Source organism: Saccharothrix deserti, from assembly GCF_009769385.1.
In the GTDB taxonomy this organism is placed as follows: domain Bacteria; phylum Actinomycetota; class Actinomycetes; order Mycobacteriales; family Pseudonocardiaceae; genus Actinosynnema; species Actinosynnema deserti.
The window spans coordinates 269,013-293,250 of the sequence record NZ_VKAB01000015.1 but is presented as its reverse complement, the minus strand read 5'-3'; the positions used below and the strand labels follow the sequence as shown (position 1 = coordinate 293,250).

Sequence of the window (24,238 nt, the reverse complement as noted above, 5' to 3'; positions counted from 1 at the left end):
CAACACTCGGAACACGCGGGCGGCCGGCGCTAGCCGGGCTGGACCAGGCCGTGCTGGTACGCCAGCGCGACCAACTGCGCCCGGTCGCGGGCGCCCAACTTGGCCAACGCCCGGCTGATGTGGGTCTTCGTGGTGGCCGGGCTGATCACCAGCTGACGGGTGATCTCCTCGTTGCTCAACCCCTGCGCGGCGAGCGCGACGACCTCCCGTTCCCGCGTGGTGAGCTGGTCGAACACGGTGTGGTCGACGGCGCCGGGCTTGGTCATGCGCGCGATCAGCCGCCGGGTCAGCCCCGGTGACAGCAGCTCCTCGCCGCCCGCGACCACCCGGATGCCGTGCAGCAGCTGCGCCGGGTCGGTGTTCTTCAGCAGGAACCCGCTCGCCCCCGCGGCCAGGCCCTTGATCGCGTACTCGTCCTCGTCGAACGTGGTCAGGATCAGGATCCGCACCCCGGACAGCTCCGGATCACCCGCGATCCGCCGGATGCCCTCCAACCCGTCCACACCCGGCATCTGCACGTCCATCAGCACCACGTCCGGCCTGGTCTCACGGGCCAGCGCCGCCGCCGTGCCGCCGTCACCCGCCTCGCCGACCACGGCCATGTCCGGCTCGCTGTCGACCAGCACCCGGAACCCGCCGCGCACCAGCGCCTGGTCGTCGGCGATGAGCACCTTGATCATCGAACCTCCCGCGTCGGCAACCGGCACCGCACCTCGAACCCGTCGGCCAGTCGTCCAGCGGACAGCTCGCCACCCAGCGCACGCGCTCGCGCACGCATTCCCTCGATCCCGTGACCCCCGACCGGCGTGGACTGCGTCACGCCCGGTGACCCGTTGTCCCGCACCACGACCTCCAACGAGTCCTCGCCGTAGCTCAACGTCAGCCACACCTTCGACGCGCCGGCGTGCCGCCGAACGTTGGTCAGCGACTCCTGGACGATCCGGAACGCCGCCAGGTCCACCCCCACCGGCACGGCCCGGTCGTCGCCGCTCACCGACAGCTCCACCTCGACCCCGGCCACCACCAGCAGCTTCTCCAACTGCGCCAGACCACCGGTCGCGGTCAACGCCCGCACGTTCTCCGACCGCATCACGCCCAGCAGCACCTGCACCTCGGCCAACCCGTCGTCGCTGATCCGCTTGATCGCCTGCAGCGCCTCGGCGGCCTGCTCCGGTTTGCGCTCCATCACGTGCACCGCGACCCCCGCCTGCACGCTGATCGCCGCCATCGTGTGCCCGAACACGTCGTGCAGCTCGCGCGCGATCTCCAGCCGTTCCTCGGCGGCCCGCGCCTTGGCCTGCTCCTCCGCCTGCTCGGACCGCGCCTCCGCGATCCGCTCGGCCCGTTCCCGCGCACCCGCCCGGAACGCCCGGTGCGAGTGCACCGCCGCACCGAGCGCCGTAGCCGCCGCCTCCAGCGGGATCGCGTTGACGACCTGGTCGTCGAACCACGCCCCGCCCAACGTCAGCCGCACCACGACCACCGTCACCGCCGCCGTGACCAGCGCGCCGCCGACGCCCGCCCGCCAGCCCCGGTGGGCGGCCAACGTGTAGCAGGCGATCAGCGGCGCGACGGTCACCAGCCGGCCGTGGTAGTCGAAGTGGAACCACGCCAGCGTGATCGCGTTCGTCGCCAACACCACCAGCCACGGGTTGCGCCGGCGCAACGCCACGGCCACGCCCAGCGCGACGACGAGTGCCACCGCGCCCCAGTCCAGCGGTCCTTCCGGCCCTTCCGGCCCCACGCCGAGCAGGCTCAGGCCGAGCACGAGTGCCGCGAGCCCGCCGCCCAGCGCGATGTCGGCCCGTGCCATGGTCAGTCCCCCTCCACCGCGATGAGCGCGCGCATACCCCGTGCGGCGAACATCTTGCCCGTACGCAAGTCGCCCGGACCCGTGCTTCACGCCGCCGAACACTGCTCGCCGAACCCCGGTCACCGCGTCAGCCCAGCACGGACACCGCCCGCGTACCGCCAGGGGATGACGACTACCGCCACCGGACTACGCCGCGTTTTACCGTTGTCGGCCGACGTTTCCGAGCCGCGCGGAAACCACGATCGTCACCATGAGACGACGCGGCTTCCTCGCCCTCGCCGGCCTGGTCGGCACCGGACTGCTCGGCGTGACCGGCCTGACCGGCTGCGGCGCGGGCGCGGGCGGCAACACCGGCACCCTGACCTTCACCAACCCGCTGCGCATCCCGCCGGTGCTCGACCCGAAACCCGGCCCGGACGGCGTCAAGCGCTTCCCGCTGCACCTGCGCGCCGGCCGGGCCGAACTGCTGCCCGGCAAGACCGCCTCCACCTGGGGCGTCAACGGCGACCACCTGGGACCGACGCTGCGCGCCCGCCGCGGCGACCGGATCGCGATGGGCGTGGTGAACCAGCTGGACGAGGCCACCACCCTGCACTGGCACGGCGTCCGCCTGCCCGCGGTCATGGACGGCGGCCCGCACCAGATGATCGCGCCCGGCGCCACGTGGAACCCGGAGTGGACGGTCGACCAGCCCGCCGCCACCTGCTGGTACCACCCGCACCCGCACGGCCTGACCTCGCGACACGTCTACCGCGGCCTGGTCGGCATGTTCATCCTCGACGACGACCAGGCGCCGAACCTCCCGAACACCTACGGCGTGGACGACGTCCCGCTGATCGTGCAGGACAAGAAGTTCCGCCCGGACGGCGAGCTGGACGAGGCGTTCGGCGGCACGTTCGGCCTGCTCGGCGACGACATCCTGATCAACGGCACCTACAACCCGTTCTTCGAGGTCACGACGACGAAGGTCCGCTTCCGCGTGCTCAACGGCTCCAACGCGCACGTCTACAGCATCGGCTTCGCCGACAACCGCACGTTCCACGTGATCGGATCGGACGCGGGCCTGCTCAACGCCCCCGCGCCCGTGCGGCGGTTCCGGATCAGCCCCGGCGAGCGGTTCGAGATCGTCGTCGACTTCACGCCCGGCGAGCAGGTGGTGCTGCGCGGTTACGCGGGCGACAGCGATGTCGAGGAAGGCGACTACGACCTGCTCAAGCTGACCGCCGCCACGACGCTCAAGCCGTCACCGGACCTGCCCGCCACCCTGTCGGGCGTGCCACCGATCGCCCCCGGCGCCAAGGTCCGCAAGTTCACCCTCGGCGGCACCAACATCAACGGCAAGGAGATGGACATGGCCCGCATCGACGAGGTCGTCCCGGCGGGCGCGCGCGAGGTGTGGGAGGTCGACAACATCACCTTCTCGCACAACTTCCACGTCCACGAGGTGGCGTTCACCGTGCTCGACATCGACGGCGAGGCGCCGCCGGAGCACCTGCGCGGCCCGAAGGACACCGTGTTCGTGGAGGGCAAGACGAAGGTCCGGCTGGCCGTCGAGTTCGGTCACCACGCCGACCCGACCACGCCGTACATGTACCACTGCCACATCCTCAAGCACGAGGACAAGGGCATGATGGGCCAGTTCGTGATCGTCGAGCCGGGCACCGAGGACCGGACCCCGCGCACGCTGTCCGCCAAGGGCCACCACCACTAGCTAGGCGGCGAAGTACCGGTCCAGCACGGCCGCCGCGCCGTCGTCGAGGATCGTGCCGGTGACCGCGTCCGCGATCTCCTGGACGGCGACCGGCGCCTGGCCCATGGCGACGCCGTGCGCCGCCCACCGCAGCATCTCCACGTCGTTGGACCCGTCGCCGATGGCCAGTGTGTCCTTTTCGGACACCCCGAGCGCGGACCGCAGGTCCTCCAGCGCCGCACCCTTGGTCACGCCGGGAGGCGACAGCGTCAGCCACGGCTCGGTGTGGTCGCACGACATCGCGACACCGGGCAGCTCCACGTCGAGCACCCGCAGCGCCAGTTCCTCGGGCGTGCGGCCGACCCAGCGCATGACCAGCCGTGACGTCGGCGTGGCCACCAGCTCCTCGAACGTCACCTCGTGCACGTCGCCCCACAGGTCGCCGTCCGGGAACCGGCCGAGCGACAGGCTGCCCACCCCGGTCACCTCGACCGCGAACACCGCGCCGGGCAGCAGGGCGCGCAGCCGTTCGACCGAGGGGCCGGGGTCGAACTCGAGCTGCCGGACCACCTCGCGGGTGTTCGTGTCCCACCACACCGCGCCGTTGGAGCAGATCGCGGTGGTGCCGCGCAGGTCGAGGTCGTCGACGATCGGTCGGGTGCCGATGAGGCTGCGGCCGGTGGAGAGGACCACGTGCGCGCCGTCGTCGACGGCCCGGTTGATGGCCGCGCGCACGGCCGGCGCGATGTCCTCGCGGCCTACGGGGGTGATGGTGCCGTCGATGTCCAGGGCGATGAGGCGTGGTCTCCAGGTCACTGTGGTCACCCTACTGGGCGAGCATTAATGAACCGTGGTTCAATAATGGCGTGGCACGACCGAAGACGATCACGGACGAACGACTGCTGACCGCCGCGGCGGAGGTGATCGGCCGTAAAGGGCCGGGCTTCACCATCGTCGACGTGGCGGCGCGGGCGGGTGTCTCGGTGGGCACGGTGGCGCAGCGGTTCGGTTCGAAGAGCGGCCTGCTCCAGGCCCTGACCAGGCAGACCACGGCGGCGATCGCGCAGCGGATGCGTGCGGCGGCGGCCGTGGCGGACCCGGTCGACGGGCTGCGGGCGGCGTTGCTGTCGTGGTTCGAGGGCATGACCGACCCGGTCGAGGCGCAGAACCACCTCGCCCAGCTCGGGGTGGACCTGATCGACCCGGAGCTGCGCGCGCTGCTCGCCGAGCTGTACGTGGTGACCGAGGAGACCGTGCTGGAGCTCACCCGTCGGGTGGACCTCCCGCACGGTCCGTCACCGGAACGCGCGGCGCGGGTGCTCACCGGACTGCTCTCCGGGGTGTCGATGGACTGGTCGGTCCGGCCGCGCGGTGCGCTGGCGGACCGGCTGGCGGAGGACGTGGACGCGGTGCTGGACGCGTGGAAGGGGAGATGATGGCGAAGGCGCTGTCAGGCAAGGTCGCGGCGGTCACGGGGGCGACGCGGGGAGCGGGGCGGGCGATCGCGGTCGAGTTGGGCGCGGCGGGCGCGACGGTGTTCGTCGGCGGTCGGTCGACGCGCGAGCGGAAGTCGCCGATCGGCCGGGACGAGACGATCGAGGAGACGGCGGAGCTCGTCACGGCGGCGGGCGGCCGGGGCGTCCCGGTGCGCTGCGACTTCACCGTGCCGGCGGACGTGGACGCGTTCCGCGCCCGCATCGAGTCCGAAGTGGACGGGCAGTTGGACGTCCTGGTGGACGACGTCTGGGGCGGTGAGGCGGACACCGAGTTCAAGGTGTTCTGGGAGCAGGACCTGGAGAAACAGCTCAAGCTGTGGCAGAACAGCGTGCAGGCGCACCTGGTCACGCTGCACCGCCTGCTGCCGCTGCTGGTGCGCAGGCCGGGCGGGTTGCTGGTCGAGGTGACCGACGGCGACAGCGACGACTTCTACAGCGAGTCGTTGGCGTACGACTCGGTGAAGGTCGCGATCCGGCGGTTCGGCACGGTCATGGCGAAGGAGCTGGAGGCGTTCGGCGGGACGTCGGTCGCCGTCACGCCGGGTTTCCTGCGGTCGGAGCAGATGCTGGAGCGCTTCGGTGTGACGGAGGCGGACTGGCGCGACGCGATCGCCAAGGAGCCGCACTACGCGATGTCCGAGACGCCGCACTACGTGGGGCGCGGCGTGGCGGCGTTGGCCGCCGATCCGGACCGTCACCGGTTCACCGGCAGGGCACTCGCGTCGTGGACCCTCATGCGTGAGTACGGCTTCACCGACCTGGACGGTTCACAACCGGATTGGGGCCGTTGGTACGAGGAGGTCTTCAAGGCGGGCGTCGACCCCACGACGGCGGACGCGTCGAAGTACCGCTGACCGTGCGGTGACCCCTGTCGAACGGGCGTAGTCGGGAAGTCCGGTCCGGTCAGACGTCGCCGGGTCGGACCAGTCCCGTCTCGTACGCCAGCACCACGGCCTGCACCCGGTCCCGCAGCTCCAGCTTCGCCAGGATGCGCCCCACGTGCGTCTTCACCGTCGCCTCCGACAGGAACAGCTTCCGCGCGATCTCGGTGTTCGACAGCCCCTTGGCGATCAACACCAGCACCTCGCGCTCCCGCTCGGTCAGCACCTCCAGCACCGAGGCGTCCCGCAGCTCACCGCCGCCGTCACCGAGGAACCGGCTCAGCAGGCGCTTGGTCACCGAAGGCGACACCACCGCGTCACCGCTGGCCACCGCCCGCAGGGCCGACACCAGGTCACCCGGCGGCGTGTCCTTCAACAGGAACCCGGAGGCGCCGTTCCGCAACGCCGACAACGCGTACTCGTCCAGGTCGAACGTGGTCATCACGAGCACCTTCGCGGTGCCCGCCTCGGCGATCCGCTTGGTCGCCTCGACCCCGTCCAGCACCGGCATCCGGACGTCCATCAGCACCACGTCGGGCCGCAGCCGGTCGGCCATGTTCACCGCGTCGAGGCCGTTGGCGGCCTCACCGACCACGTCGACGTCCTCTTGAGCGCCGAGCACCATCCGGAAGCCCATGCGCATGAGCTCCTGGTCGTCCACTAGCAGTACTCGGATCACACTGGCACCTTTCCTAGACGACCGGCGCACCCTATGACGGGACCAGCGGGAGCACGGCGCGCACCCGCCACCCGCCGCCGGGGTTGGGGCCGGCCTCCAGCGTGCCCCCGAGCACGCCGGCGCGTTCACGCATCCCGATCAGGCCGTTGCCACCGGACACCGAGACCAGGTCGTGGGGCGTGCCGAACCCGTCGTCCGCCACCAGCACCTCCACCAGATCACCGACCTGAGTGACACGAACGGTCGCCGAAGCGCCGGAGCCCGCGTGCTTCAACGTGTTGGTCAGCGCTTCCTGGACGATCCGGTAGACGCCGAGCCCCAGGCCGGCGGGCAGCGCGTCGAGATCGCCCAGCGTCTCCAGCCGGACCGGCAGCCCGGCCGCCCGGCAGTTCTCGGCCAGTTCGTGCAGGTCACCCGCGTCCGGCTGGGGCGCCCACTGCGTCCCGGACTGGTCCTCCGACCGCAGCACGCCCAGCAGCCGCCGCATCTCGGTCAACGCCTGCCGGCCGGTGTCGGCGATGGTCCGCACGGCGGCCTCGGCCAGGTCGGGGTTGGTCTTGATCGCGTAGCTCGCGCCGTCGGCCTGCACCACCATCACGCTCACCGCGTGCGCGACCACGTCGTGCAGCTCGCGCGCGATCCGCGACCGCTCCTCGCCGACCGCGATCCGCGCCTGCTGGTCCCGTTCGGTCTCCAGCAGCTTGAGCCGCTGCTCCAGCTCGGAGTGGTAGGCCCGGCGCGCGCCGACGAACTCGCCCATCGCCCAGCTGAACGCGAAGATGACGGCGATCACGAACACCGCGGCCGCGGCCTCGCCGGTCCCGCCCATCCGCCACAAGGCCCACGTGAACGTGCCGATGGCGAGCCAGATCGCGTACAGCAGGCCCTGCCGGCGGCCGACGTACGCCACCACCGTGTACAGCCCGATCGCCAGCGCGAAGTCGGCCATCCGGAGCGGCAGCCCGGTGTCGACCCCGCCGTGGGTGAGGAGTTGGACCACCCCGCCGAACAGGATCACGTAGGACGAGCCCAGCGGGTACTTGCGGCGGAACGCGACCGGAACGATCAACATCACGCCGACGAACAGCAGCGTGGAGCCGGCCACGGTCGCCCAACCGGACGCCAGCGAGACCAGGTCGGACAACAGCAGCAACCCGGCCATCAGGGAATCCCCGAAGACCGGGTGCGCTCGCATCCACAGGCTCAGCCGCCGCACGTGACCAGGTTAGATACCGGTCGAATTACCGCGCGTCGCGCCACGGGTTGACCTCGCCTAGTCCTCCAGGCGGATGAACCCACGTCTGCCGACAAGGCCGACAAGCGTCTAGCGGATGGTCTTGACCTGCGTCGGGTCGACCTGCTCCTCCGGCAGCGGCGCGTGCGCGCCGTGCACCGGTTCGACCCTGGTCTGGGGCGGCACTGCCCGCTGCTGCTCGTACTGCCGGTGCTCCTCGGTCATCTCGTCGGCCAGCTGCTGCTGGAGCTGCCGGTCGCGGATGCGGCCCAGGATCATCATCGTCACCGCGTGCACGAGCGCCAGGACCAGGAACATCACGCCGAGCTTCACCACGACGTCCTTGACCGGGTCGCCGGTGTCGACCGTGATGATCGACACGATGGCGAGGAACCCGAGCACCACGAGGTGGAAGAGCACCGTCGCGAGGCGGGTCATCGACTTGGCCGCCTCCGGGTCGCCGTACGCGCGGCTCATGTACCCCTTGCCACCGCGGTAGATGAGCTGGCCGTCGATCAGCACCAGCACCACGCCGAGCAGCAGGAACACCGCATATCCCTGTTCCATGGGCGGACCTCCCTCGTCGGTCGCGGAAATACCCCGGTCGCCTCGTTCGCAAACCGCGCGCCACGCTCACGTGGCACGATCTCCGGCGTGACGACGCAGGCCCAGCAGCTCGCCGGTCCGCTCTCGGCGGCGGTCGCGAACCTCTGCGTCGGCTTGCAGCAGCAGGTGTCCCCGGCGACCGCGGCGGGGTTCCGGGAGGTGCTGCGGCGGCTGTCCGCGCCGTTGCAGGTGGCCGTCGCGGGCCGGATCAAGTCCGGCAAGTCGACCTTGGTCAACGCGTTGATCGGGCGGCGGGTCGCGCCGACGGACGTGGGCGAGTGCACCCGGCTGGTGACCCGCTTCCAGTACGGCACGGTGGACCGGATCGAGGTCGTGTTCACCGACGGCCGCAAGCAGGTGCTGCCGTTCGAGGCGAACGGCTCGATCCCGCCCGACCTCGGCGTGGAGATCGACCAGGTCTCGCACATCGAGGCGTACCTCACCAACGCGGTGCTGCGGGACCTCACCGTGATCGACACACCCGGTCTGGGGTCGCTCGACGCGGCGTCGGTGGCGCGCACGGAGGCGTTGCTCGGCGCGGGAGCGGACTCCGACTCCGGCTCCGGTGAGCTGGACCCGGTGTCGCGCAACGCGGTGGCCGGCGCGGAGGCCGTGCTGTACGTGGTCACGCAGGGCGTGCGCGCGGACGACCAGCAGGCGTTGGCCGCGTTCACCGCCGCCACCGCGAGCCGCGAGGCCGGTCCGGTGAACGCGATCGCGGTGTTGAACAAGGCGGACACGATCGCCGCCGAGACCGTCGAGGGTTCGGGCGGCGACACGTGGCAGGCCGCCGTGCTGCTCGCCGAACGGCAGGCGCTCACCCTCAAGCCGCGGGTCGCGGACGTGCTGCCGGTGATCGGCCTGGTCGCCGAGTCCACCGAGACCGGCGGCTTCACGTCGGCCGACGCGGACGCGCTGCGCCGGCTGGCCGAGCTGGACGACGCGACCCGCGAGACCATGCTGATCTCGGCGGACCTGTTCGTGAGCTGGGACTGCGAGGTCCCGGTCGGCACCCGCACCCGGCTGCTGGAGAAGCTCGACCTCTACGGCATCCGCAAGGCGCTCGAAGCCGTGGACGCGGAACCGGCCATCACCGCGGGCGCGCTGCGGCGGAAGCTGCTCGACGCCTCCGGGCTGGACGGTGTGCGCGCGAAGCTCAACGCGGTGTTCCGGTCGCGGGCCGACGGGATCAAGGCCGCCGCCGCGCTGGCCTCGGTGACGTCGCTGGCCGCCGCGTCCGGCGACCCGAACGAGCGGCAACGCGTGCACGACGCGATCGAGGTGCTGCTGGCCAAGCCCGAGGCGCACCAGCTGCGGCTGCTGGAGGCGTTGACGCTGGTCGCGTCGGGCGCCGTGGCGATGCCGAACGACCTGGTGGAAGAGGTGCTGCGGTTCGGCAGCTCGCCGGACCTGTCCGAGCAACTCGGTCTGCGCGGGCGGCCACCGCAGGAGCTGATGGCCTACGCCCTGGAACGGGCGGGCTGGTGGCGTTCCTTCGCGTCGTTCGGCGCCACACCCGCGCAGAGCCGGGTGGCGCACGTGGTGCACCGGGCGTACTTCCTGATCTGGCAACAACTGCGGGGACGGCGATGAGCGGAACGGAACAGGGCGGCGCGGCGTCCGAGCAGGCTGTGGAGACACACCCGGTCGAGACCACGCTGGAGACGCACCCGGTCGAGGCAACGCTGGAGAGCACCATCGCCGGTGAGCTGCTCGACCAGGCGTTGGCGGAGCGGCGCGCGTTGGTGCAGCTGTGCCTGTACGCGCTGGACCGCGCCCGCAGCGCCGGGGTCGTGGAACGGCTCGAAGAGGGTTTGGCGGCCATCGGCGTGACCGCGTTGCGGCCGGACGGCGAGCGGTTCGACCCGTCCCGGCACGAGGCGGGCGGCACCGTGCCGACGGCGGACGCGTCGCTGGACGGTGTGGTCGCCGAGACCGAGCTGGTCGGCTTCTCCGATCGCGGGCGGACGCTGCGCGCGCCGGTCGTCACGGTCTACACCGCCAGATGAGGGTGAAGGCCTGATGAGCACGCTCCCGCAAACGGTCCGGCAGACCAGGGAGAAGCTGACGAACCTGGTCCGCGCGCTGGACCCGTCGGCCGCGTCGTTCGTGGAGGCGCGCCGGGCCGGTCCCGCGTCGGTCGTGGTCGTCGGCGAGACGAACCGGGGCAAGAGTTCGCTGGTCAACGCCCTGTTGGCGACGCCGGGCCTGTCGCCGGTGGACGCCGAGGTGGCGACCGCGACGTACCTGGTGTTCCGGCACGGCGAGCAGTGGTCGGCGCGGGCCTGCTACGCCGGGTCGATGTCGCCGGTGCCGTTCGACCGGTCGGAGATCGTGAACTGGGTGTCTGCGGCGCACGAGCTGCCGGAGGGGATGCTGCCGCCCCGGTACGTCGAGGTCGACGCGCCGATCCCGCTGCTGGAACGTCTGTCCGTTGTGGACACCCCGGGGGTCGGCGGGCTCGACTCGGTGCACGGCGAGCTGGCCGCCGAGGCCGCCGCTTCGGCCACCGCGCTGCTGTTCGTGGTCGACGCCTCGGCCCCGTTCACCCGCGGTGAGCTGGACTTCCTGCGCACGGTCGGCGAACGCGTCGAGACCGTGGTGTTCGCGTTGGCCAAGGTCGACCAGTACCGGGGCTGGCGGCAGGTGCTGGAGGCCGACCAGGCGTTGCTGGCCGAGCACGCGCCGAGGTTCCGGGGCGCCACGTTCCACCCGGTGTCGTCGCGGATGTTCGAGCTGGCGGGCAAGGCGCCGAACCCGGACGCGGCGGCGATGCTGCGCGAGCGGTCCGGGATCGGGGAGCTGCAGGAGGCGTTGCAGGAGCTGGTGGTCGGCCGGGCGGCGATGCTCGGCGAGGCCAACGGCTTGCGTGCGCTGGCGACCGTGCTCGATGAGCTGATCGCGCGGAACGAGGCGGACAAGCGCGCGCTGTCGTCGGGGGAAGAGGAAGCCGAGACGTTGCGCGAACGGCGTGACGAGCTGAACTCGCAGCGCCGTTCGTCCACGCGCAGTTGGCAGGTACGGCTGCGGGGCGAGGTGCAGCGCGCTCGGGTGGAGGGCGCGCACGAGGTCAGCCGGCAGATGCGGGACGTGCAGACGTGGTTCCGCACGGCGATCGACTCGGCGTCACGCGAGCAGCTGGCCACGTTGCCGCAGCAGGTGGACGCGGCGCTGCAGATGGTGTCCGGCCGGATCAGCGCCGGGTTGGGCGTGCGGTTGTCCCGCGTCGCCGACTCGGCGTTGGCGGACCTGTTCTCGGCCGAGGAGCTGGCCGTGATCCGGGGCCAGTTCGCGCGGGGCGTGACGCCGCCGGTCGTGCTGAGGCCGCCGGAGAAGCGGGTGCCGACCGCCGAGGACAAGCTGCTGGTGTTCATGGGCGTGTCCGGCGGGTTGGGCGCGGGCCGGCTGGCCGCGTTGCCGCTGGCGGGGCTCGGGGTGGCGGCGCTGAACCCGATCGTGCTGCCGGTGACGATCGCGCTGGGGCTGGGCGCGGGCTGGTGGATGGCGCGCACGCGCAAGCACTCGGCCGACAAGCAGCACCTCAAGCAGTGGCTGTCGGACGCCATCGCGGACGCCCGGTCCACTGTGGACCAGCTGGTGGCGGAGCAGTTGATCGAGGCCGAGCAGCAGCTGTCGCTGGCGTTGGACGACGCGCTGGGCAAGCGGGTCGACGCGATCGAGGCGGAGTTGCGCGAGGTCGACAAGGCGCTGCGGATGGAAGCCGGTGAACGCTCCCGCGCGTTGCAGGCGGTGACGCGGCGGCTGGCCGAGCTGACCGCGGGCCGGGTGAAGGTGGACGAGCTGCTGGCCCGGATCAGGGCGGTACGCGACCGCGTTTGACCTTGCGGTCTCCCTGGCCTACCGCGGCGGTTCAACGCCACTGCCGCCCACGTGGGCACGGTGAGCCTGTTCGAGGCGGCCGGATTTGTCCGGGTACTGGATACCCGGTCGCGTTCCGACCGCTTGCCGCGGTGGCTGACGAGAATCGAACCGGCGTAGTCGGGGCACAATTTTTTGGCAGATCAGAGTAATAACGAGCCATTTCTGCATTGGGTGCGCCGTGTCACCCGATCAGCCTAAGGTTGACAGTAAAGCCGCAGGTAGGAGGCTCCTTGCAAGCACATTTAAATTCGATGTTTCGTACTTCTCCCGCACTGCGGTCAACTCTGGTGGGTTCCACTTAACGGTCGATTGACCATTGCGACATGCCTGTTCACGTGCGACTGATTCGCTGATTTCGGTAAATACCGACTGCGGGGGCGAATCGAGATGACGTTGAACAGGGACCGGGTGGTGGCGGCGAGCCTCGTCGGCACGGTGGTCGTCGTCCTGGGTTTCGCCTCGGGTCTGGGCCGGGTGCCGATCGGCGCGGCGGACCAGCAGGTGATCGCCCACCCGCCCCAGTCGCCGGACCACGTGACGGGCACGACGCCGCAGGCGCCGGTCGTCTACACCGGACAGCCGCAACCCCAGGGGCACCAGGGAAACGTGGTCCCGCGCCCCAACCCGGTCCACCCGAACCCGGTCCACCCGGACCCGACCCACCCCGGTGGCGGCGGCCACCCGGCCCCGGACCCCACCACACCGCCGACCACCACGCCGCCGACCCAGCCGCCGTGCGACGTGGACGCCATCAGCGCCCTGCTGGCCCGACTCGGCGCGGTGGTCGAAGGACTGCCGCTGGTGTCCGACCTGACCGGCGCGCTGCCGCTGCTCGGCGGTGCCGGGCTGGGCGGGCTGACCGGGGTCCTCGGCGGGGCGACCGGCGTGGTCGGCGGCCTCGCAGGAGGCCTGACCGGCACGCTCGGCGGTGGTCTCGGCGGTGGTCTCCTCCAAGGGGATGGCACCGCCACCCCGACGCCGCTCACCGGCCCGCTCGCCGGTGTTCTCCCCACCGGTGCTCCGGGCAGCCTCCAGCCCGGAACGGCCGTGGGCGGCGTCGGCGGTCTGCCCGATCTCGCCGGTGTGGTCGGCACGGCGACGTCGACCGGCGCGTTGCCCGTCGCCGGCACCAACAACACCGAGCTCAACGGTCTGCTCGGTGACCGCTGCGGCCTCCTCGTCCAGCCCGAGGACGGCCGGATCGTCGGATTGCTGAGCACGCCGTGAGCCTCGCGCTGGCGGCCGGAGACGCCGCGAAGTCCTGGTTCACCCTGGCCCGGATCATCGACTACACCGGCACCGTCCTGTTCTTCGGCGGCGCGGCGTTCCTGGCGTTCCTCTGGCCGTCCGGCGCGAACGAGCGCCGCACCGCCCGACTGCTCGTCGCCAGTTGGCTCCTCGGACTGCTCGGCACCCTCGCCGGACTGCTGATGGAAGCCGCCTGGATCGGGCAGGTCGAGCCCGGCGACGTCGACCTCGCCGTCGTCATCCCGATCCTCGACATCCCGTTCGGCCGGGCGTGGGTGGCCCGCGGCCTGCTGTGGGTGCTGGCGGGCGTCGTGCTCGCCGACCTGCTGCGCCGGGGCGAACGGGCCGTCACGTCACTGCCGTGGCGGGTCGGCGCGGGCGCGGTCGCGTTCGGCGTGCTGCGGACCAGCGGCATGACCGGCCACGCCCCCGACCTCGGCTGGTGGGCGCAGGTGGCCGTGCTGGTGCACATCGCCGCGATCTGCCTGTGGGTCGGCGGCCTGGTGCTGCTGCTGCTCGGCGTCCTGCCGCTGCGCGACCTCGACACGATCACCGAGGTCGTGCCGCGCTACTCGAAGCTCGCCCTCGGCTCGGTCACCGCGCTGGTCGCCGCGGGCGGTGTGCTGGCCTGGCGGCTCAACGGCTGGCGCTTCGACACCGACTACGCCCGGATCCTGCTGATCAAGCTCGCCCTGTTCGGCGTGCTGCTGGCCGCGGGCCTGTTCAGCAAGAGGTGGGTCGACCGCCGCCTCGCCACAGCCACCTCCGTCGCGCCCTTCGCCCGCTCGGTCGCCCTGGAGGCCGTGCTCGCGATCGCCGTCATCGGCGCGGCGGGCTTCCTCGTCACCGCCAGTCCTGGCCGGTGAACTCCACAATGAAGAAGGAGTCCATAGTGGACAGTACGGAACCCCGGCGGGGCGGCAAGTTCGCCCTCGTGCTGGCCGTCCTCGGCATGGCCGGGGCGGTGTTCAGCCTGGCCGCGGTCGGCGCGTCGTCGCCGACGTCCACACCGGTCGGTCAGGTCGACCTGGCCGCCCAAGCGGGCCACCAGGCAGCCGCGGCAGCCCCGCAGGCCGCGGCCGCCAAGACGGTCAGCATCTCCGGCTACGCCTACAGCCCGGCGACGCTCACCGTCAACGTCGGCGACACCGTCACCTGGACCAACCAGGACACGGCGCCGCACAACGTGGTGGTCACCTCCGGCCCGGAGAAGTTCACCTCGCCCACCCTGCAAAAGGGCCAGTCCTACACGTTCACGTTCACCAAGGTGGGCAGTTACCAGTACTACTGCTCGATCCACCCGGACATGAAGGCGTCGATCACCGTCGCCGGTGGCGCCACGACCACGGCTCCGCCCACCACGACCGCCGCGCCGACCACGACGATGCCCGGTCACCCCACCACCACCCCGCCCACGACCACGACCCCGCCCGCGGGTGAACCGCCGGCGTCGTGCGTCCCGAAGGAAGCCCTGGCACCGCTCCTCGCGCACATCAAGGCGGCTCACCTGGAGACCTCTCCCCTCCAGCAGGTGACCGACGCGCTGGCGTTCGACCAGTACATCAAGTCCCACACCGTGATGTTGGGTCAGGTACTCGACCCGTTGCTCAGCAGTTCCCTGAGTGGCGACGTGTTGTCGCCGTTCATCGCCCACGTCAAGGCGGCTCACCTGGAGATGTCCCCCCTGGAGCAGGTGAACGAGGCGCTGGCGTTCGACCAGTACATCAAGACCCACACCGTGATGTTGGAACAGATGCTCGACCCGGCATTGGCGCAAGCGACCTGCTGATCAGCCGGCGACCCGGACAACGCCGTCCGGGTCGCCCCCCGCTTCTTGGAGACCACTTCATGCGCGCCCTGCTCGCCGCCGCGTTCCTCCTGTTCCTGGTGCTGCCCCCGGTGCAGGCCCAAGCCGCCGCTGCCGCCGCTCAAGGCCACCAGATCCCGATCGCCCAGTACGCCTACCAGCACGCCGACATCACGGTGCGCGTCGGCGAGACGGTGACCTGGACCAACCAGGACCAGGCGCCGCACGACGTGGTCACCACCTCCGGGCCGGCGGTGCTCAAGTCGCCGATGCTGTCCCAGGGGCAGTCGTGGAGCTTCACGTTCACCGTGCCCGGCACCTACGACTACTACTGCTCGGTGCACCCCGACATGCGAGCCCGCATCACCGTGCTGCCCGAGGAGACCACCGCCGCCGCACCGCCGGTCGTGCAACAGCCACCGGCCGCCGAGGTCCCACCGGCCGCCGCGCCCCAAGAGACAGCCGCACCGGCCCCCGCCCCGGCCACGACCACCACGACCACCGCACCGACCCAGGTCGTAGCCGCCGCCCCACCGTCGTCGGGTGGCCTGGACCCGATGCTCCTGTTGGCTGGTCTGGTCGCCGCCGTGACGACGTTCTGCCTGCTCCTCATCGGTTCACGACCCGAGAGGACGTGACGGGCTTCCGCAGCGGAACCGAACAGGCATAACGTGAGTCCTACCGGTGCAGAACGCGGGAGGGTGGGACACGGGTGTACATCGACGAGACAGGCGCGACCGACGGCGAGCTGAAGGTCACGGTCAGCGACGAGGAGTACACCGCCGAGGCGACCTACGACCTGGACCAGGACGGTGTCGAGGACAGCGCGGTCGTGGAGACGGACGACGGCGGCCACCTCGCGTTCACCGACACCGACGGTGACGGCCAGGCCGACCTGATGAGCACGTTCGACGCCGACGGCGAGCTGACCGGCCAGGCGGAGTTCGACGAGGGCTCCGGCGAGTGGGTGGCCGTCGAGCCGACGGACGACCGCGGCCAGCAGACGAACACGAACGCCGGCAAGGCCATCGTGGTCGACGTCGAGGACGGCCAGGACCAGAACGTCGGCCCCGCCACCGAGGACACCGACGGCGACGGCCGCGCCGACACGGCGGTGGTCAAGGACGAGGACGGCGACACCTGGCTCTTCACCGATGCCGACGGTGACGGCACCGCCGACCTGGCCACCGAGATCACCCAGGACGGCGAGGTCACCGTCACGAAGCACACGGGTGACGACGAGTGGACCGAAGTCGAGCACGGCCGCATCGGCGAGGACGGCAAGTACACGCCGGACAACGACGAGGTCTGGTCGGGCGAGAAGGTGACGGTGTCGGGCGTGGTCCGCATCGACTCCGTGACCGGCCAGTGGATCAGCCCGAACTGACCTGAGCCAGGAACGTCTTCCACCCACGGGCCGCGAACACCAACCGCGGCCCGTCGGCATTCGTGGAGTCCCGCACGCCCACGCGGGAGCGCACGCTGGGCGTGTTCGGCGCCCCTCCTGGCCGGGGTCGGGCCGGCTCTTACCGCCCTGCTCGGTCCTCCCGTGCGTCAAACCTGAAACGGTCACGCAAATCAGGTATTTCGCGCGACAATTCTTTCGCCATGCCATGAGAGCGCTCTCATACGTAACCACCCGTACACCCTGAGGTGTGGTGATCGACGCACCGCCACGCCCTTGCATTCCGAGAACTAAAGCCCAGGTCACAGGCCGATTTGTGGTAATCGGGTGCTGAATCGATTCCAGAATCGGTTTTGTGAGCCAGCCGACAGGTCGGATGCGCGTTACCGAGGATTAACCCGGCTAACCTCCGTCTATCCCCTTAAACGGCACGCCCTCCACCGGGCGGGCGGAGCCATTCCCGAGGACGTCCCACCAGGACAACGACGTCCACCGTGGCCGGCGCTCAGCTAGGAGACGAGACGAGATGACGGCAGTGACCATTCCCGGTCTCGACCAGGCCCCCACCGACCACCCCCGCCTCCTGTCCTGGGTGCGCGAGGTCGCCGAGCTGACCTGCCCCGACGAAGTCGTGTGGGCCGACGGCTCCCAAGAAGAGTGGAACCGGCTCACTGCCAAACTCGTGGACGCGGGCACCTTTGTTCCGCTGAAGAAGAAACCCAACTCGTTCTGGGCCGCGTCGGATCCCACCGACGTGGCGCGAGTCGAGGAGCGCACCTTCATCTGTTCCGTGGACCCGGCCGACTCGGGCCCCACGAACAACTGGATGGACCCCGCCGAGATGAAGGCGATCATGACGGAGCTCTACCGGGGCTCCATGCGTGGTCGCACGATGTACGTGATCCCGTTCTGCATGGGTCCGCTGGACGCGGAGAAGCCGATGCTCGGCGTGGAGATCACCGACTCCGAGTACGTCGTCGTCTCGATGCACATCATGACCCGCATGGGCACCAAGGCGCTCAACCGGTTCGGCGACGACGCCGACTTCGTCCAGGCGCTGCACTCGATCGGCGCGCCGCTGGAGCCGGGCCAGGCCGACGTGCCGTGGCCGTGCAACGAGACCAAGTACATCACCCAGTTCCCCGAAGAGCGGATGATCTGGTCGTACGGCTCGGGCTACGGCGGCAACGCGCTGCTGGGCAAGAAGTGCTACTCGCTGCGCATCGCCTCGGTGATGGCGCGTGACGAGGGCTGGCTGGCCGAGCACATGCTGATCCTCAAGCTCACCTCGCCGGAGCAGAAGGCGTACTACATCGCGGCCGCGTTCCCCAGCGCCTGCGGCAAGACCAACCTCGCCATGCTGGAGCCGACCATCCCGGGCTGGAAGGTCGAGACCCTGGGTGACGACATCGCGTGGATGCGGTTCGGTGACGACGGTCGGCTGTATGCGGTCAACCCGGAGAACGGCTTCTTCGGCGTCGCGCCCGGCACCGACTACCACACCAACCCCAACGCGATGCGCACCATCGAGAAGGGGAACTCGCTGTTCACCAACGTCGCGCTGACCGACGACGGCGACGTGTGGTGGGAGGGCATGGGCGAGCCGCCGGCCCACCTGACCTCGTGGAAGAAGCAGGACTGGACGCCGGACAGCGACGAGCTGTCGTCGCACCCGAACTCGCGCTACTGCACGCCGATCGACCAGTGCGACATCAAGGCGCCGGAGTGGGACGACCCGAACGGCGTGCCGATCTCGGCGATCTTCTTCGGTGGCCGCCGCGCCACCACCGTCCCGCTGATCACCGAGTCGCGCGACTGGCAGCACGGCGTGTTCATGGGCGCCACGCTGTCCAGCGAGACGACCGCCGCCGCCGTCGGCAAGACCGGGGTCGTGCGCCGCGACCCGATGGCGATGCTGCCGTTCATCGGCTACCACGCCGGTGACTACTTCCAGCACTGGATCGACACCGGCAAGTCGGCCGACGCGGACAAGCTGCCGAAGATCTTCTACGTCAACTGGTTCCGCCGGGGCGAGGACAAGCGCTTCCTGTGGCCCGGGTTCGGCGAGAACTCGCGCGTGCTGAAGTGGGCCGTCGAGCGGATCGAGGGCAAGGCCGCCGCGGTCGAGACGCCGATCGGCCACGTGCCGCCGGCGGACGCGCTGGACCTGTCCGGGCTCGACACGCCGCACGAGGACATCGAGGCGGCGCTGGAGTTCGACGCCGACGAGTGGCGGGCCGAGATCCCGATGATCGAGGAGTGGTTCGCCAAGATCGGCGAGAAGGTGCCGACCTCGCTGCGTGACGAGCTGGAGGCCCTGAAGCTCCGCCTCGGCTGAGCCTCGAAGCTGGAACTCCTTCAGCGTGACCCGGTGGACAACGGCGTCCACCGGGTCTTTTTTGGTCGCTTCGGGTGTGTCCGGCTCGTCCGGAGGTACTACTCAGCTGTGAGCCAATCGGACGATTTTCTCGGTGGACTGCACTTCGACAGTCCTCGCGATGTGCAGCAGCGCGCGCCGCGCCCGGGAGTCGTGCACTACCGCCCGCCGACGACCCGTTCCCGTCCCGCAGCCCGTCCCGCGACCCGTCCGGTCGCACGGGTGAGGACGCGCGTGTCGCCGTGGTGGCATGTCGCCGGCTTCGTGCTCGGTGCGCTCGGGGCCGTCAACGCGGCGGTCATCTGGGGTTACGCGCTCGACCAGCTCGACGAGAGGCGCATCTACGGGCTGGTGGCCTTGGGGCTGGCGGGACTGTTGATGGGTCTGCTGTCGTTGGGGAAGCTGTCCCCAGCCGCGCCGTTGACCGCCGGGGTGGCCGCGTTGGCTGCTTCGGTGTTGTTCGAACGTGGGACTTTCCAGTTCTTGCCGGTGCTCAGGCCGGTCTTCGAGAGCGGAGCCCCGGTTCTGGTCGGCGTGCTGCTGCTGTTGCTGGCCTGGCGGCGGCGGTAGTTGTCCACAGGTTGTGGACAGAGCTGTGCACAGCCTGTGGGTCAGTTGTGGGTCAGTTGGGGAGGGCGTTCGTGCCCAGGCCCCAGAGCCTGCCGCTGAACGGGCGGGTCGCCTCGGCGTAGCAGATCGCCGACGTGTAGCCCTCGGACCAGGCCTGGCTGCCGAACGCGCGCCAGGACGCGAAGACGTCGGCACGCGGTGCGCCGACGTAGTTCGTGACGGCCTTCGCGCAGTGCTCGGCCGCCTTGGCGTTCACCTGGTCGAGGGACGGTGCGGGGTCCTGCGGATTGCCCAGCGCCAGCACTCCGGGCACGGCTTCGGCCTTGTGCGGCTGGTCGCAGGCAGTGATCCCGGCGTCCTTCGCCTGGCCGGGTGACGCGGTCGCGCACAGCTGCACGGTGCTGAAGCCGGCCGCCTTGAGGAGGTCCTTGGCGCTGTTCTCGCGCACCACCCGGCTGCCGTCCGGCTTCATCTCGACCACCGTGCAGACGCGCCAGCGGTCGCCCTTGGCCCAGCCGTCGCGGCTCGGCCACAAGGCGTGTGCCTGGAGTCGGGTGGCGTCGTGGTCGGCGCTGCCGAGGTAGGCGGTGAGGGCGGCGCGGCACGGTGGCAGGGCGGCACGGCGCAGGTCGCGGTCGTTCGGGTAGTCGGCGCTCAGGCCGTCCAACCGGCCGACCTCGGTCACCTCGGCCTCGTGCTCGGTCTTGCAGTCGAGGACTTCGAGGCCGGTGTTCGTGCACTGGCCGGCCTTGGGGAGCTGGTCGGCGGTCGGCGTGAGGGAGGGGTGGACCACCTCGGCGTCCGGCACGCCCGGCACCTGGGCCGTGCAGGCGGCGAGCGACAACGCGCACAGTGCCCCGACCGCCGCCCGCCAGCCCCTCACGTGGATCAGGTTACTGACACCGGCGCGGCGCACCCGCCCGCGCTGACCTGAACTCACGCGCTCATCCGGTCCAGCCCGCCGGAGAAGGGACCGAGCGCCACGCCCGCGTCGGTCAACGCCGCCCGCACCGCCCGCGCGATCGCCACCGCGCCGGGGCTGTCGCCGTGCACGCAGATCGAGTCCACCGGCATCCGCAGCACCTGCCCGTCCACCGCCCGCACCCGTCCCTCGGTCGCCAACCCCACGCACCGGGCCGCGATCTCGTGCACGTCGTGCAGCACCGCCCCCGGCTGCCGCCGGTCGACCAGCGTCCCCACCGCCGTGTACGCGCGATCCGCGAACGCCTCGTACCGGACCGGCAGCCCGGCCACCTCCGCCCGCTTCAACCACACCGCGCCCGGCAGCCCGAGCACCGGCAACGTCGGGTCGTACGCCCGTACCGCGTCGACCACCGCGTCGGCCTGCGCCTCGTGCGTGACCAGCGCGTTGTACAGCGCCCCGTGCGGCTTGACGTAACCCACCCGCGTCCCGGCCGACCGGGCGCACGCGTCCAGCCCGCCCAGCTGGTACAGCACCTCGGCGGTCAAAGTCTCGGGCGATACGTCGACAAATCGCCTACCGAAGCCGGCCAGGTCCCGGTACCCGACGTGCGCGCCCACCGCCACACCACGCGCCGCCGCCGGCTCGCACGTCCGCCGCATCGTCTCCGGATCGCCCGCGTGGAACCCGCAGGCGACGTTCGCGCTGGTCACGACGTCGAGAAGGGCTCGATCACCACCCAGCGTCCACCGGCCGAAGCCTTCACCCAGATTGGCGTTGAGGTCCATGAGACACCCTCCCCTCACAGTATTGTTCAATGTAGGGATTGTTCAACGATCCTTCAATACTCCATTTGAGTCGTGGGGCAGTAGGTTCGTTCAACACAAGTAGACTTGAGTCATGACGACCGCCGAGGCAGACAGCTGGCTGAACGCCCTCGCGAAGGACCGCGGCGACATCGACCGCTCCAGCACCGCCGAGCGCGTCGCCGACAAGCTCCGCGCCAGCGTCCTCGACGGCGACATCAAACCCGGCCAGCAGCTCAACGAGAAGGCCCTCGGCGAAGCCCTCCGCGTCTCCCGCAACACGCTGCGCGAGGCGTTCCGGCTGCTCACCCACGAACGCCTGCTCGTGCACGAGTACAGCAAGGGCGTGTTCGTCCGCCGTCCCGACGTGGCCGACATCGTCGACCTCTACGCCGCCCGCCGGGTCATCGAGTGCGGCGCCGTCCGCCGCTGGGCGGACGTGGCCGACGACGCGAGGCAGGCCGTCCGCGACGCCGTCGACCTCGGCCTGGCGTACCGCGCCGAGGACGACTGGACCGGCGTCGGCACGGCGAACGTGAAGTTCCACCAGGCCATCACCGCCCTCGCCGGCAGCGCCCGGCTGGACGAGGAGATGAAGCGGCTGCTCGCCGAGGTGCGCCTGGCCTTCCACGTGATGGGCGACCCGGAGGAGTTCCACCGCGACTACCTGCCGCTGAACCAGTCCATCGTGGACCGCCTCGACGCGGGCGAGGTTCGGCAGGCCGAAGAAGCCTTGCTCACCTACTTCGACCGGGCCGAGAAGCACTTGGTGACTGGCCTGCGCGGTGAGTGAAAAACGGTCACGATCCAGCTACTTCATCCGGCGGTAACCCACCTGACATGGTGACTACAGTCCCTCCTCCGGCCTAGCATCGCGCGACACCGCGTCACCGGGCCGCCGTACGGAGGGGCACATGCCGACCGCTCGAAAATCCAGCCTCCGCTGGAGCAATTGGAACCTGCTGTTGTTGGTTCCGCTCCTCATGCTCGTCACGCCGTGGTTCAACTTCGATGAGCCGAGGGTGTTCGGGCTGCCGTTCTTCTACTGGTACCAGTTCGCCTGGGTCCCGGTCGGTGTTGTCTGCGTCGGCCTGGTCTACGTGAAGACGAAGGACGAACCCGTCGTCAAGGGCAAGCCCGACCTGCTGAGCGTGGACGACCTGGACGAGGGGGCCAAGTAATGCAGTGGACCGAATTGGTGGTGTTCAGCGCGCTGTTCCTGCTGGTCACCGTCCTGGGCTTCTTCGCGGCCAAGTGGAAGGCCGGCGACACCCTCGAGCACCTGGACGAATGGGGTCTGGGTGGCCGCAAGTTCGGCTCCTGGATCACCTGGTTCCTGGTCGGCGGTGACCTGTACACCGCGTACACGTTCGTCGCGGTGCCCGCGCTGGTCTTCGGCGCCGGCGCGATGGGCTTCTTCGCGCTGCCCTACACCATCATCCTGTACCCGATCGTGTTCCTGCCGCTGGTGCGCATGTGGTCGGTCTCCCGCGTGCACGGCTACGTGACGCCGGCGGACTTCGTCCGGGGCCGGTACGGCTCGCACTGGCTCGCGCTGCTGATCGCGATCACCGGCATCGTCGCGACCATGCCGTACATCGCGTTGCAGCTGGTCGGCCTGGAGGCCGTGCTGCGCACGATGGGCCTCAACGGCTCCGGCCTGCTCGGCCACCTGCCGCTGTTCATCGCGTTCGTGATCCTCGCGCTCTACACCTACCAGTCGGGCCTGCGCGCGCCCGCGCTGATCGCGTTCGTCAAGGACACGTTGATCTACATCGTGATCCTGGTCGCGGTGATCTACCTGCCGTCCAAGTTCGGCGGCTGGGGCGCGATCTTCGACACCGCCCAGGCGAAGTACGCCGCGTCCGAGAGCAAGGCCGACGGGATCATCCTCAACGGCAACAACCAGCTCCAGTACGCGACGCTGGCGTTGGGCTCGGCGTTGGCGCTGTTCCTCTACCCGCACTCGCTGACCGGCATCCTCGCCTCGCGCGGCCGGAACGTGATCAAGCGGAACATGGTCGCGCTGCCCGCGTACTCGCTGCTCCTGGGCCTGCTGGCGATGCTCGGCTTCGTCGCGATCAGCGCGGGCGTCAAGCCGATCACCAACCAGGCCACCGGCCGCCCGGACACCAACACCATCGTGCCGGTGCTGTTCGGCCAGGAGTTCCCGGGCTGGTTCGCGGGTGTCGCGTTCGCGGCCATCGCGATCGGCGCCCTGGTGCCCGCGGCGATCATGTCGATCGCGGCGGCGAACCTGTGGACGCGCAACATCTACAAGGAGTACCTGAAGAAGGACGCCTCGCCGGCGCAGGAGGCCAAGCAGGCGAAGCTGGCGTCGCTGGTGGTGAAGTTCGGCGCGGTCGCGTTCATCGTGTTCGTCGACCCGCAGTTCTCCATCGACCTGCAGCTCATCGGCGGTGTGATGATCCTGCAGACGCTGCCGGCCGTGGCGATCGCGCTGTACACGCGGTGGTTCCACGTGTACGGCCTGATCGCGGGCTGGATCGCCGGCATGGGCTACGGCATGTACCTGCTCTACAACATCGGCAACCCGGCCATCGGCAAGGCGCACTTCGCCGGTTCCGCGCTGCCGCTGGACAAGCTGTCGCTGTTCGGCTGGCACCCGTTCGCCGGGTCCGCCGTGCAGATCTACGTCGGCGCGATCGCCGTCGTGGCCAACCTGCTGGTCGCCGTCATCGTGACGCTGATCGCGAAGCGGGCCCGGGTGTTCAACGGGACCGACCAGACGTCGGCCGACGACTACCACGTGGACGAGGACAGCGACCGGGTCAAGCCGGTCGCCGTCCACTAGCCGTCCA

At 70.3% G+C, this 24,238-nt stretch carries 25 protein-coding genes; 16 read left to right on the top strand and 9 right to left on the bottom strand.

Features of this window, described 5'->3' with window-relative positions; translation table 11 throughout:
* Positions 1–29: 29 nt before the first annotated feature.
* Together FM051_RS25100 and FM051_RS25095 are read right to left on the bottom strand one after the other, a co-directional pair.
* Positions 30–680 carry a response regulator gene (locus FM051_RS25100; protein WP_158847392.1) on the bottom strand — a complete coding sequence of 217 codons (651 nt, stop codon included), beginning with the start codon at positions 678–680 and terminating at the stop codon, positions 30–32.
* Positions 677–1,813, bottom strand: coding sequence for a sensor histidine kinase (locus FM051_RS25095; RefSeq protein ID WP_158847390.1), 1,137 nt, complete (start codon positions 1,811–1,813; stop codon positions 677–679). The genes FM051_RS25100 and FM051_RS25095 overlap by 4 nt, the downstream gene beginning before the upstream one ends.
* A 250-nt stretch (positions 1,814–2,063) precedes the next feature.
* Between FM051_RS25095 and FM051_RS25090 the strand changes: the two genes are divergently transcribed.
* Positions 2,064–3,524: a multicopper oxidase family protein gene (locus tag FM051_RS25090; RefSeq protein ID WP_158847388.1), complete on the top strand. Its 1,461-nt coding sequence runs from the start codon at positions 2,064–2,066 to the stop codon at positions 3,522–3,524.
* Here FM051_RS25090 and FM051_RS25085 read toward each other — a convergent pair whose 3' ends face one another.
* Positions 3,525–4,319, bottom strand: a complete 795-nt coding sequence (locus tag FM051_RS25085) for an HAD family hydrolase (RefSeq protein WP_158847386.1) — start codon at positions 4,317–4,319, stop codon at positions 3,525–3,527.
* 50 nt (positions 4,320–4,369) lie between these two features.
* Here FM051_RS25085 and FM051_RS25080 point away from each other — a divergent pair, with 50 nt between their 5' ends.
* On the top strand, positions 4,370–4,939 hold the full coding sequence (locus FM051_RS25080) for a TetR/AcrR family transcriptional regulator (RefSeq protein ID WP_158847384.1): 570 nt from the start codon (positions 4,370–4,372) through the stop codon (positions 4,937–4,939).
* Complete coding sequence (locus FM051_RS25075) at positions 4,939–5,853, top strand: SDR family oxidoreductase (protein WP_202919007.1); 915 nt, start codon at positions 4,939–4,941, stop codon at positions 5,851–5,853. The genes FM051_RS25080 and FM051_RS25075 overlap by 1 nt, the downstream gene beginning before the upstream one ends.
* 49 nt (positions 5,854–5,902) lie before the next feature.
* Here the strand turns inward: FM051_RS25075 and FM051_RS25070 are convergent, their stop codons facing one another.
* The 3 genes from FM051_RS25070 to FM051_RS25060 all read right to left on the bottom strand — a co-directional run bounded on the left by FM051_RS25070 (position 5,903) and on the right by FM051_RS25060 (position 8,360).
* The gene (locus tag FM051_RS25070; RefSeq protein ID WP_158847382.1) at positions 5,903–6,559 is read right to left on the bottom strand and encodes a response regulator; all 657 of its coding nucleotides are present in this window, start codon (positions 6,557–6,559) and stop codon (positions 5,903–5,905) included.
* A 31-nt stretch (positions 6,560–6,590) separates the two neighbouring features.
* Complete coding sequence (locus FM051_RS25065) at positions 6,591–7,754, bottom strand: sensor histidine kinase (protein WP_158847515.1); 1,164 nt, start codon at positions 7,752–7,754, stop codon at positions 6,591–6,593.
* A gap of 129 nt (positions 7,755–7,883) precedes the next feature.
* Entirely contained in the window at positions 7,884–8,360 is a 477-nt protein-coding gene (locus FM051_RS25060; protein ID WP_158847380.1) for a hypothetical protein, read from the bottom strand.
* Positions 8,361–8,447: 87 nt separating this feature from the next.
* Here FM051_RS25060 and FM051_RS25055 point away from each other — a divergent pair, with 87 nt between their 5' ends.
* From FM051_RS25055 to FM051_RS25020, 8 genes are all read left to right on the top strand, one after another.
* Positions 8,448–9,992, top strand: a complete 1,545-nt coding sequence (locus FM051_RS25055) for a dynamin family protein (protein WP_158847378.1) — start codon at positions 8,448–8,450, stop codon at positions 9,990–9,992.
* Complete coding sequence (gene grpE / locus FM051_RS25050; RefSeq protein WP_158847376.1) at positions 9,989–10,408, top strand: nucleotide exchange factor GrpE; 420 nt, start codon at positions 9,989–9,991, stop codon at positions 10,406–10,408. The genes FM051_RS25055 and grpE overlap by 4 nt, the downstream gene beginning before the upstream one ends.
* Before the next feature lie 13 nt (positions 10,409–10,421).
* Positions 10,422–12,239: a dynamin family protein gene (locus tag FM051_RS25045; RefSeq protein ID WP_158847374.1), complete on the top strand. Its 1,818-nt coding sequence runs from the start codon at positions 10,422–10,424 to the stop codon at positions 12,237–12,239.
* A gap of 429 nt (positions 12,240–12,668) precedes the next feature.
* Positions 12,669–13,508, top strand: coding sequence for a hypothetical protein (locus tag FM051_RS25040; protein ID WP_158847372.1), 840 nt, complete (start codon positions 12,669–12,671; stop codon positions 13,506–13,508).
* Positions 13,505–14,395: a copper resistance D family protein gene (locus FM051_RS25035; RefSeq protein ID WP_238412632.1), complete on the top strand. Its 891-nt coding sequence runs from the start codon at positions 13,505–13,507 to the stop codon at positions 14,393–14,395. The genes FM051_RS25040 and FM051_RS25035 overlap by 4 nt, the downstream gene beginning before the upstream one ends.
* Before the next feature lie 26 nt (positions 14,396–14,421).
* A complete protein-coding gene (locus FM051_RS25030) occupies positions 14,422–15,318 on the top strand; it encodes a cupredoxin domain-containing protein (protein ID WP_238412631.1) in 897 nt (298 codons plus the stop codon).
* Between the two features lie 59 nt (positions 15,319–15,377).
* The gene (locus FM051_RS25025) at positions 15,378–15,974 is read left to right on the top strand and encodes a cupredoxin domain-containing protein (RefSeq protein WP_158847368.1); all 597 of its coding nucleotides are present in this window, start codon (positions 15,378–15,380) and stop codon (positions 15,972–15,974) included.
* Between the two features lie 74 nt (positions 15,975–16,048).
* Positions 16,049–16,723 carry a DUF6802 family protein gene (locus FM051_RS25020; RefSeq protein WP_158847366.1) on the top strand — a complete coding sequence of 225 codons (675 nt, stop codon included), beginning with the start codon at positions 16,049–16,051 and terminating at the stop codon, positions 16,721–16,723.
* Here FM051_RS25020 and FM051_RS54030 read toward each other — a convergent pair.
* Positions 16,710–16,805: a DUF397 domain-containing protein gene (locus tag FM051_RS54030; protein ID WP_420803626.1), complete on the bottom strand. Its 96-nt coding sequence runs from the start codon at positions 16,803–16,805 to the stop codon at positions 16,710–16,712. The genes FM051_RS25020 and FM051_RS54030 overlap by 14 nt on opposite strands.
* A gap of 462 nt (positions 16,806–17,267) precedes the next feature.
* Between FM051_RS54030 and FM051_RS25010 the strand changes: the two genes are divergently transcribed.
* Positions 17,268–19,079, top strand: a complete 1,812-nt coding sequence (locus FM051_RS25010) for a phosphoenolpyruvate carboxykinase (GTP) (protein ID WP_158847362.1) — start codon at positions 17,268–17,270, stop codon at positions 19,077–19,079.
* A 261-nt stretch (positions 19,080–19,340) separates the two neighbouring features.
* Positions 19,341–19,688, top strand: coding sequence for a hypothetical protein (locus FM051_RS25005; protein ID WP_158847360.1), 348 nt, complete (start codon positions 19,341–19,343; stop codon positions 19,686–19,688).
* A 52-nt stretch (positions 19,689–19,740) separates the two neighbouring features.
* Here FM051_RS25005 and FM051_RS25000 read toward each other — a convergent pair whose 3' ends face one another.
* Both FM051_RS25000 and FM051_RS24995 read right to left on the bottom strand, forming a co-directional pair.
* Positions 19,741–20,571: a septum formation family protein gene (locus FM051_RS25000; RefSeq protein ID WP_158847358.1), complete on the bottom strand. Its 831-nt coding sequence runs from the start codon at positions 20,569–20,571 to the stop codon at positions 19,741–19,743.
* Between the two features lie 53 nt (positions 20,572–20,624).
* Positions 20,625–21,398 (bottom strand): LamB/YcsF family protein, encoded by a 774-nt coding sequence (locus tag FM051_RS24995; RefSeq protein ID WP_158847356.1) that lies wholly within the window; start codon positions 21,396–21,398, stop codon positions 20,625–20,627.
* A gap of 112 nt (positions 21,399–21,510) precedes the next feature.
* Between FM051_RS24995 and FM051_RS24990 the strand changes: the two genes are divergently transcribed.
* The 3 genes from FM051_RS24990 (at position 21,511) to mctP (ending at position 24,231) form a co-directional block, all read left to right on the top strand.
* Positions 21,511–22,209 (top strand): GntR family transcriptional regulator, encoded by a 699-nt coding sequence (locus FM051_RS24990; protein ID WP_158847354.1) that lies wholly within the window; start codon positions 21,511–21,513, stop codon positions 22,207–22,209.
* A gap of 121 nt (positions 22,210–22,330) precedes the next feature.
* Positions 22,331–22,597 (top strand): DUF3311 domain-containing protein, encoded by a 267-nt coding sequence (locus FM051_RS24985; RefSeq protein ID WP_158847352.1) that lies wholly within the window; start codon positions 22,331–22,333, stop codon positions 22,595–22,597.
* Entirely contained in the window at positions 22,597–24,231 is a 1,635-nt protein-coding gene (gene mctP, locus FM051_RS24980; protein WP_158847350.1) for a monocarboxylate uptake permease MctP, read from the top strand. The genes FM051_RS24985 and mctP overlap by 1 nt, the downstream gene beginning before the upstream one ends.
* Positions 24,232–24,238 lie beyond the last annotated feature (7 nt).

Coding starts and splice junctions, on each gene's coding strand:
- FM051_RS25090 (WP_158847388.1), top strand. CDS start 2,064: ATGAGACGACGCGGCTTCCTCGCCCTCGCCGGCCTGGTCGGCACCGGA.
- FM051_RS25065 (WP_158847515.1), bottom strand. CDS start 7,754: ATGCGAGCGCACCCGGTCTTCGGGGATTCCCTGATGGCCGGGTTGCTG.
- FM051_RS25060 (WP_158847380.1), bottom strand. CDS start 8,360: ATGGAACAGGGATATGCGGTGTTCCTGCTGCTCGGCGTGGTGCTGGTG.
- grpE (WP_158847376.1), top strand. CDS start 9,989: ATGAGCGGAACGGAACAGGGCGGCGCGGCGTCCGAGCAGGCTGTGGAG.
- FM051_RS25040 (WP_158847372.1), top strand. CDS start 12,669: ATGACGTTGAACAGGGACCGGGTGGTGGCGGCGAGCCTCGTCGGCACG.
- FM051_RS25075 (WP_202919007.1), top strand. CDS start 4,939: ATGGCGAAGGCGCTGTCAGGCAAGGTCGCGGCGGTCACGGGGGCGACG.
- FM051_RS25095 (WP_158847390.1), bottom strand. CDS start 1,813: ATGGCACGGGCCGACATCGCGCTGGGCGGCGGGCTCGCGGCACTCGTG.
- mctP (WP_158847350.1), top strand. CDS start 22,597: ATGCAGTGGACCGAATTGGTGGTGTTCAGCGCGCTGTTCCTGCTGGTC.
- FM051_RS24985 (WP_158847352.1), top strand. CDS start 22,331: ATGCCGACCGCTCGAAAATCCAGCCTCCGCTGGAGCAATTGGAACCTG.
- FM051_RS25045 (WP_158847374.1), top strand. CDS start 10,422: ATGAGCACGCTCCCGCAAACGGTCCGGCAGACCAGGGAGAAGCTGACG.
- FM051_RS25010 (WP_158847362.1), top strand. CDS start 17,268: ATGACGGCAGTGACCATTCCCGGTCTCGACCAGGCCCCCACCGACCAC.
- FM051_RS25025 (WP_158847368.1), top strand. CDS start 15,378: ATGCGCGCCCTGCTCGCCGCCGCGTTCCTCCTGTTCCTGGTGCTGCCC.
- FM051_RS25100 (WP_158847392.1), bottom strand. CDS start 680: ATGATCAAGGTGCTCATCGCCGACGACCAGGCGCTGGTGCGCGGCGGG.
- FM051_RS24995 (WP_158847356.1), bottom strand. CDS start 21,398: ATGGACCTCAACGCCAATCTGGGTGAAGGCTTCGGCCGGTGGACGCTG.
- FM051_RS24990 (WP_158847354.1), top strand. CDS start 21,511: ATGACGACCGCCGAGGCAGACAGCTGGCTGAACGCCCTCGCGAAGGAC.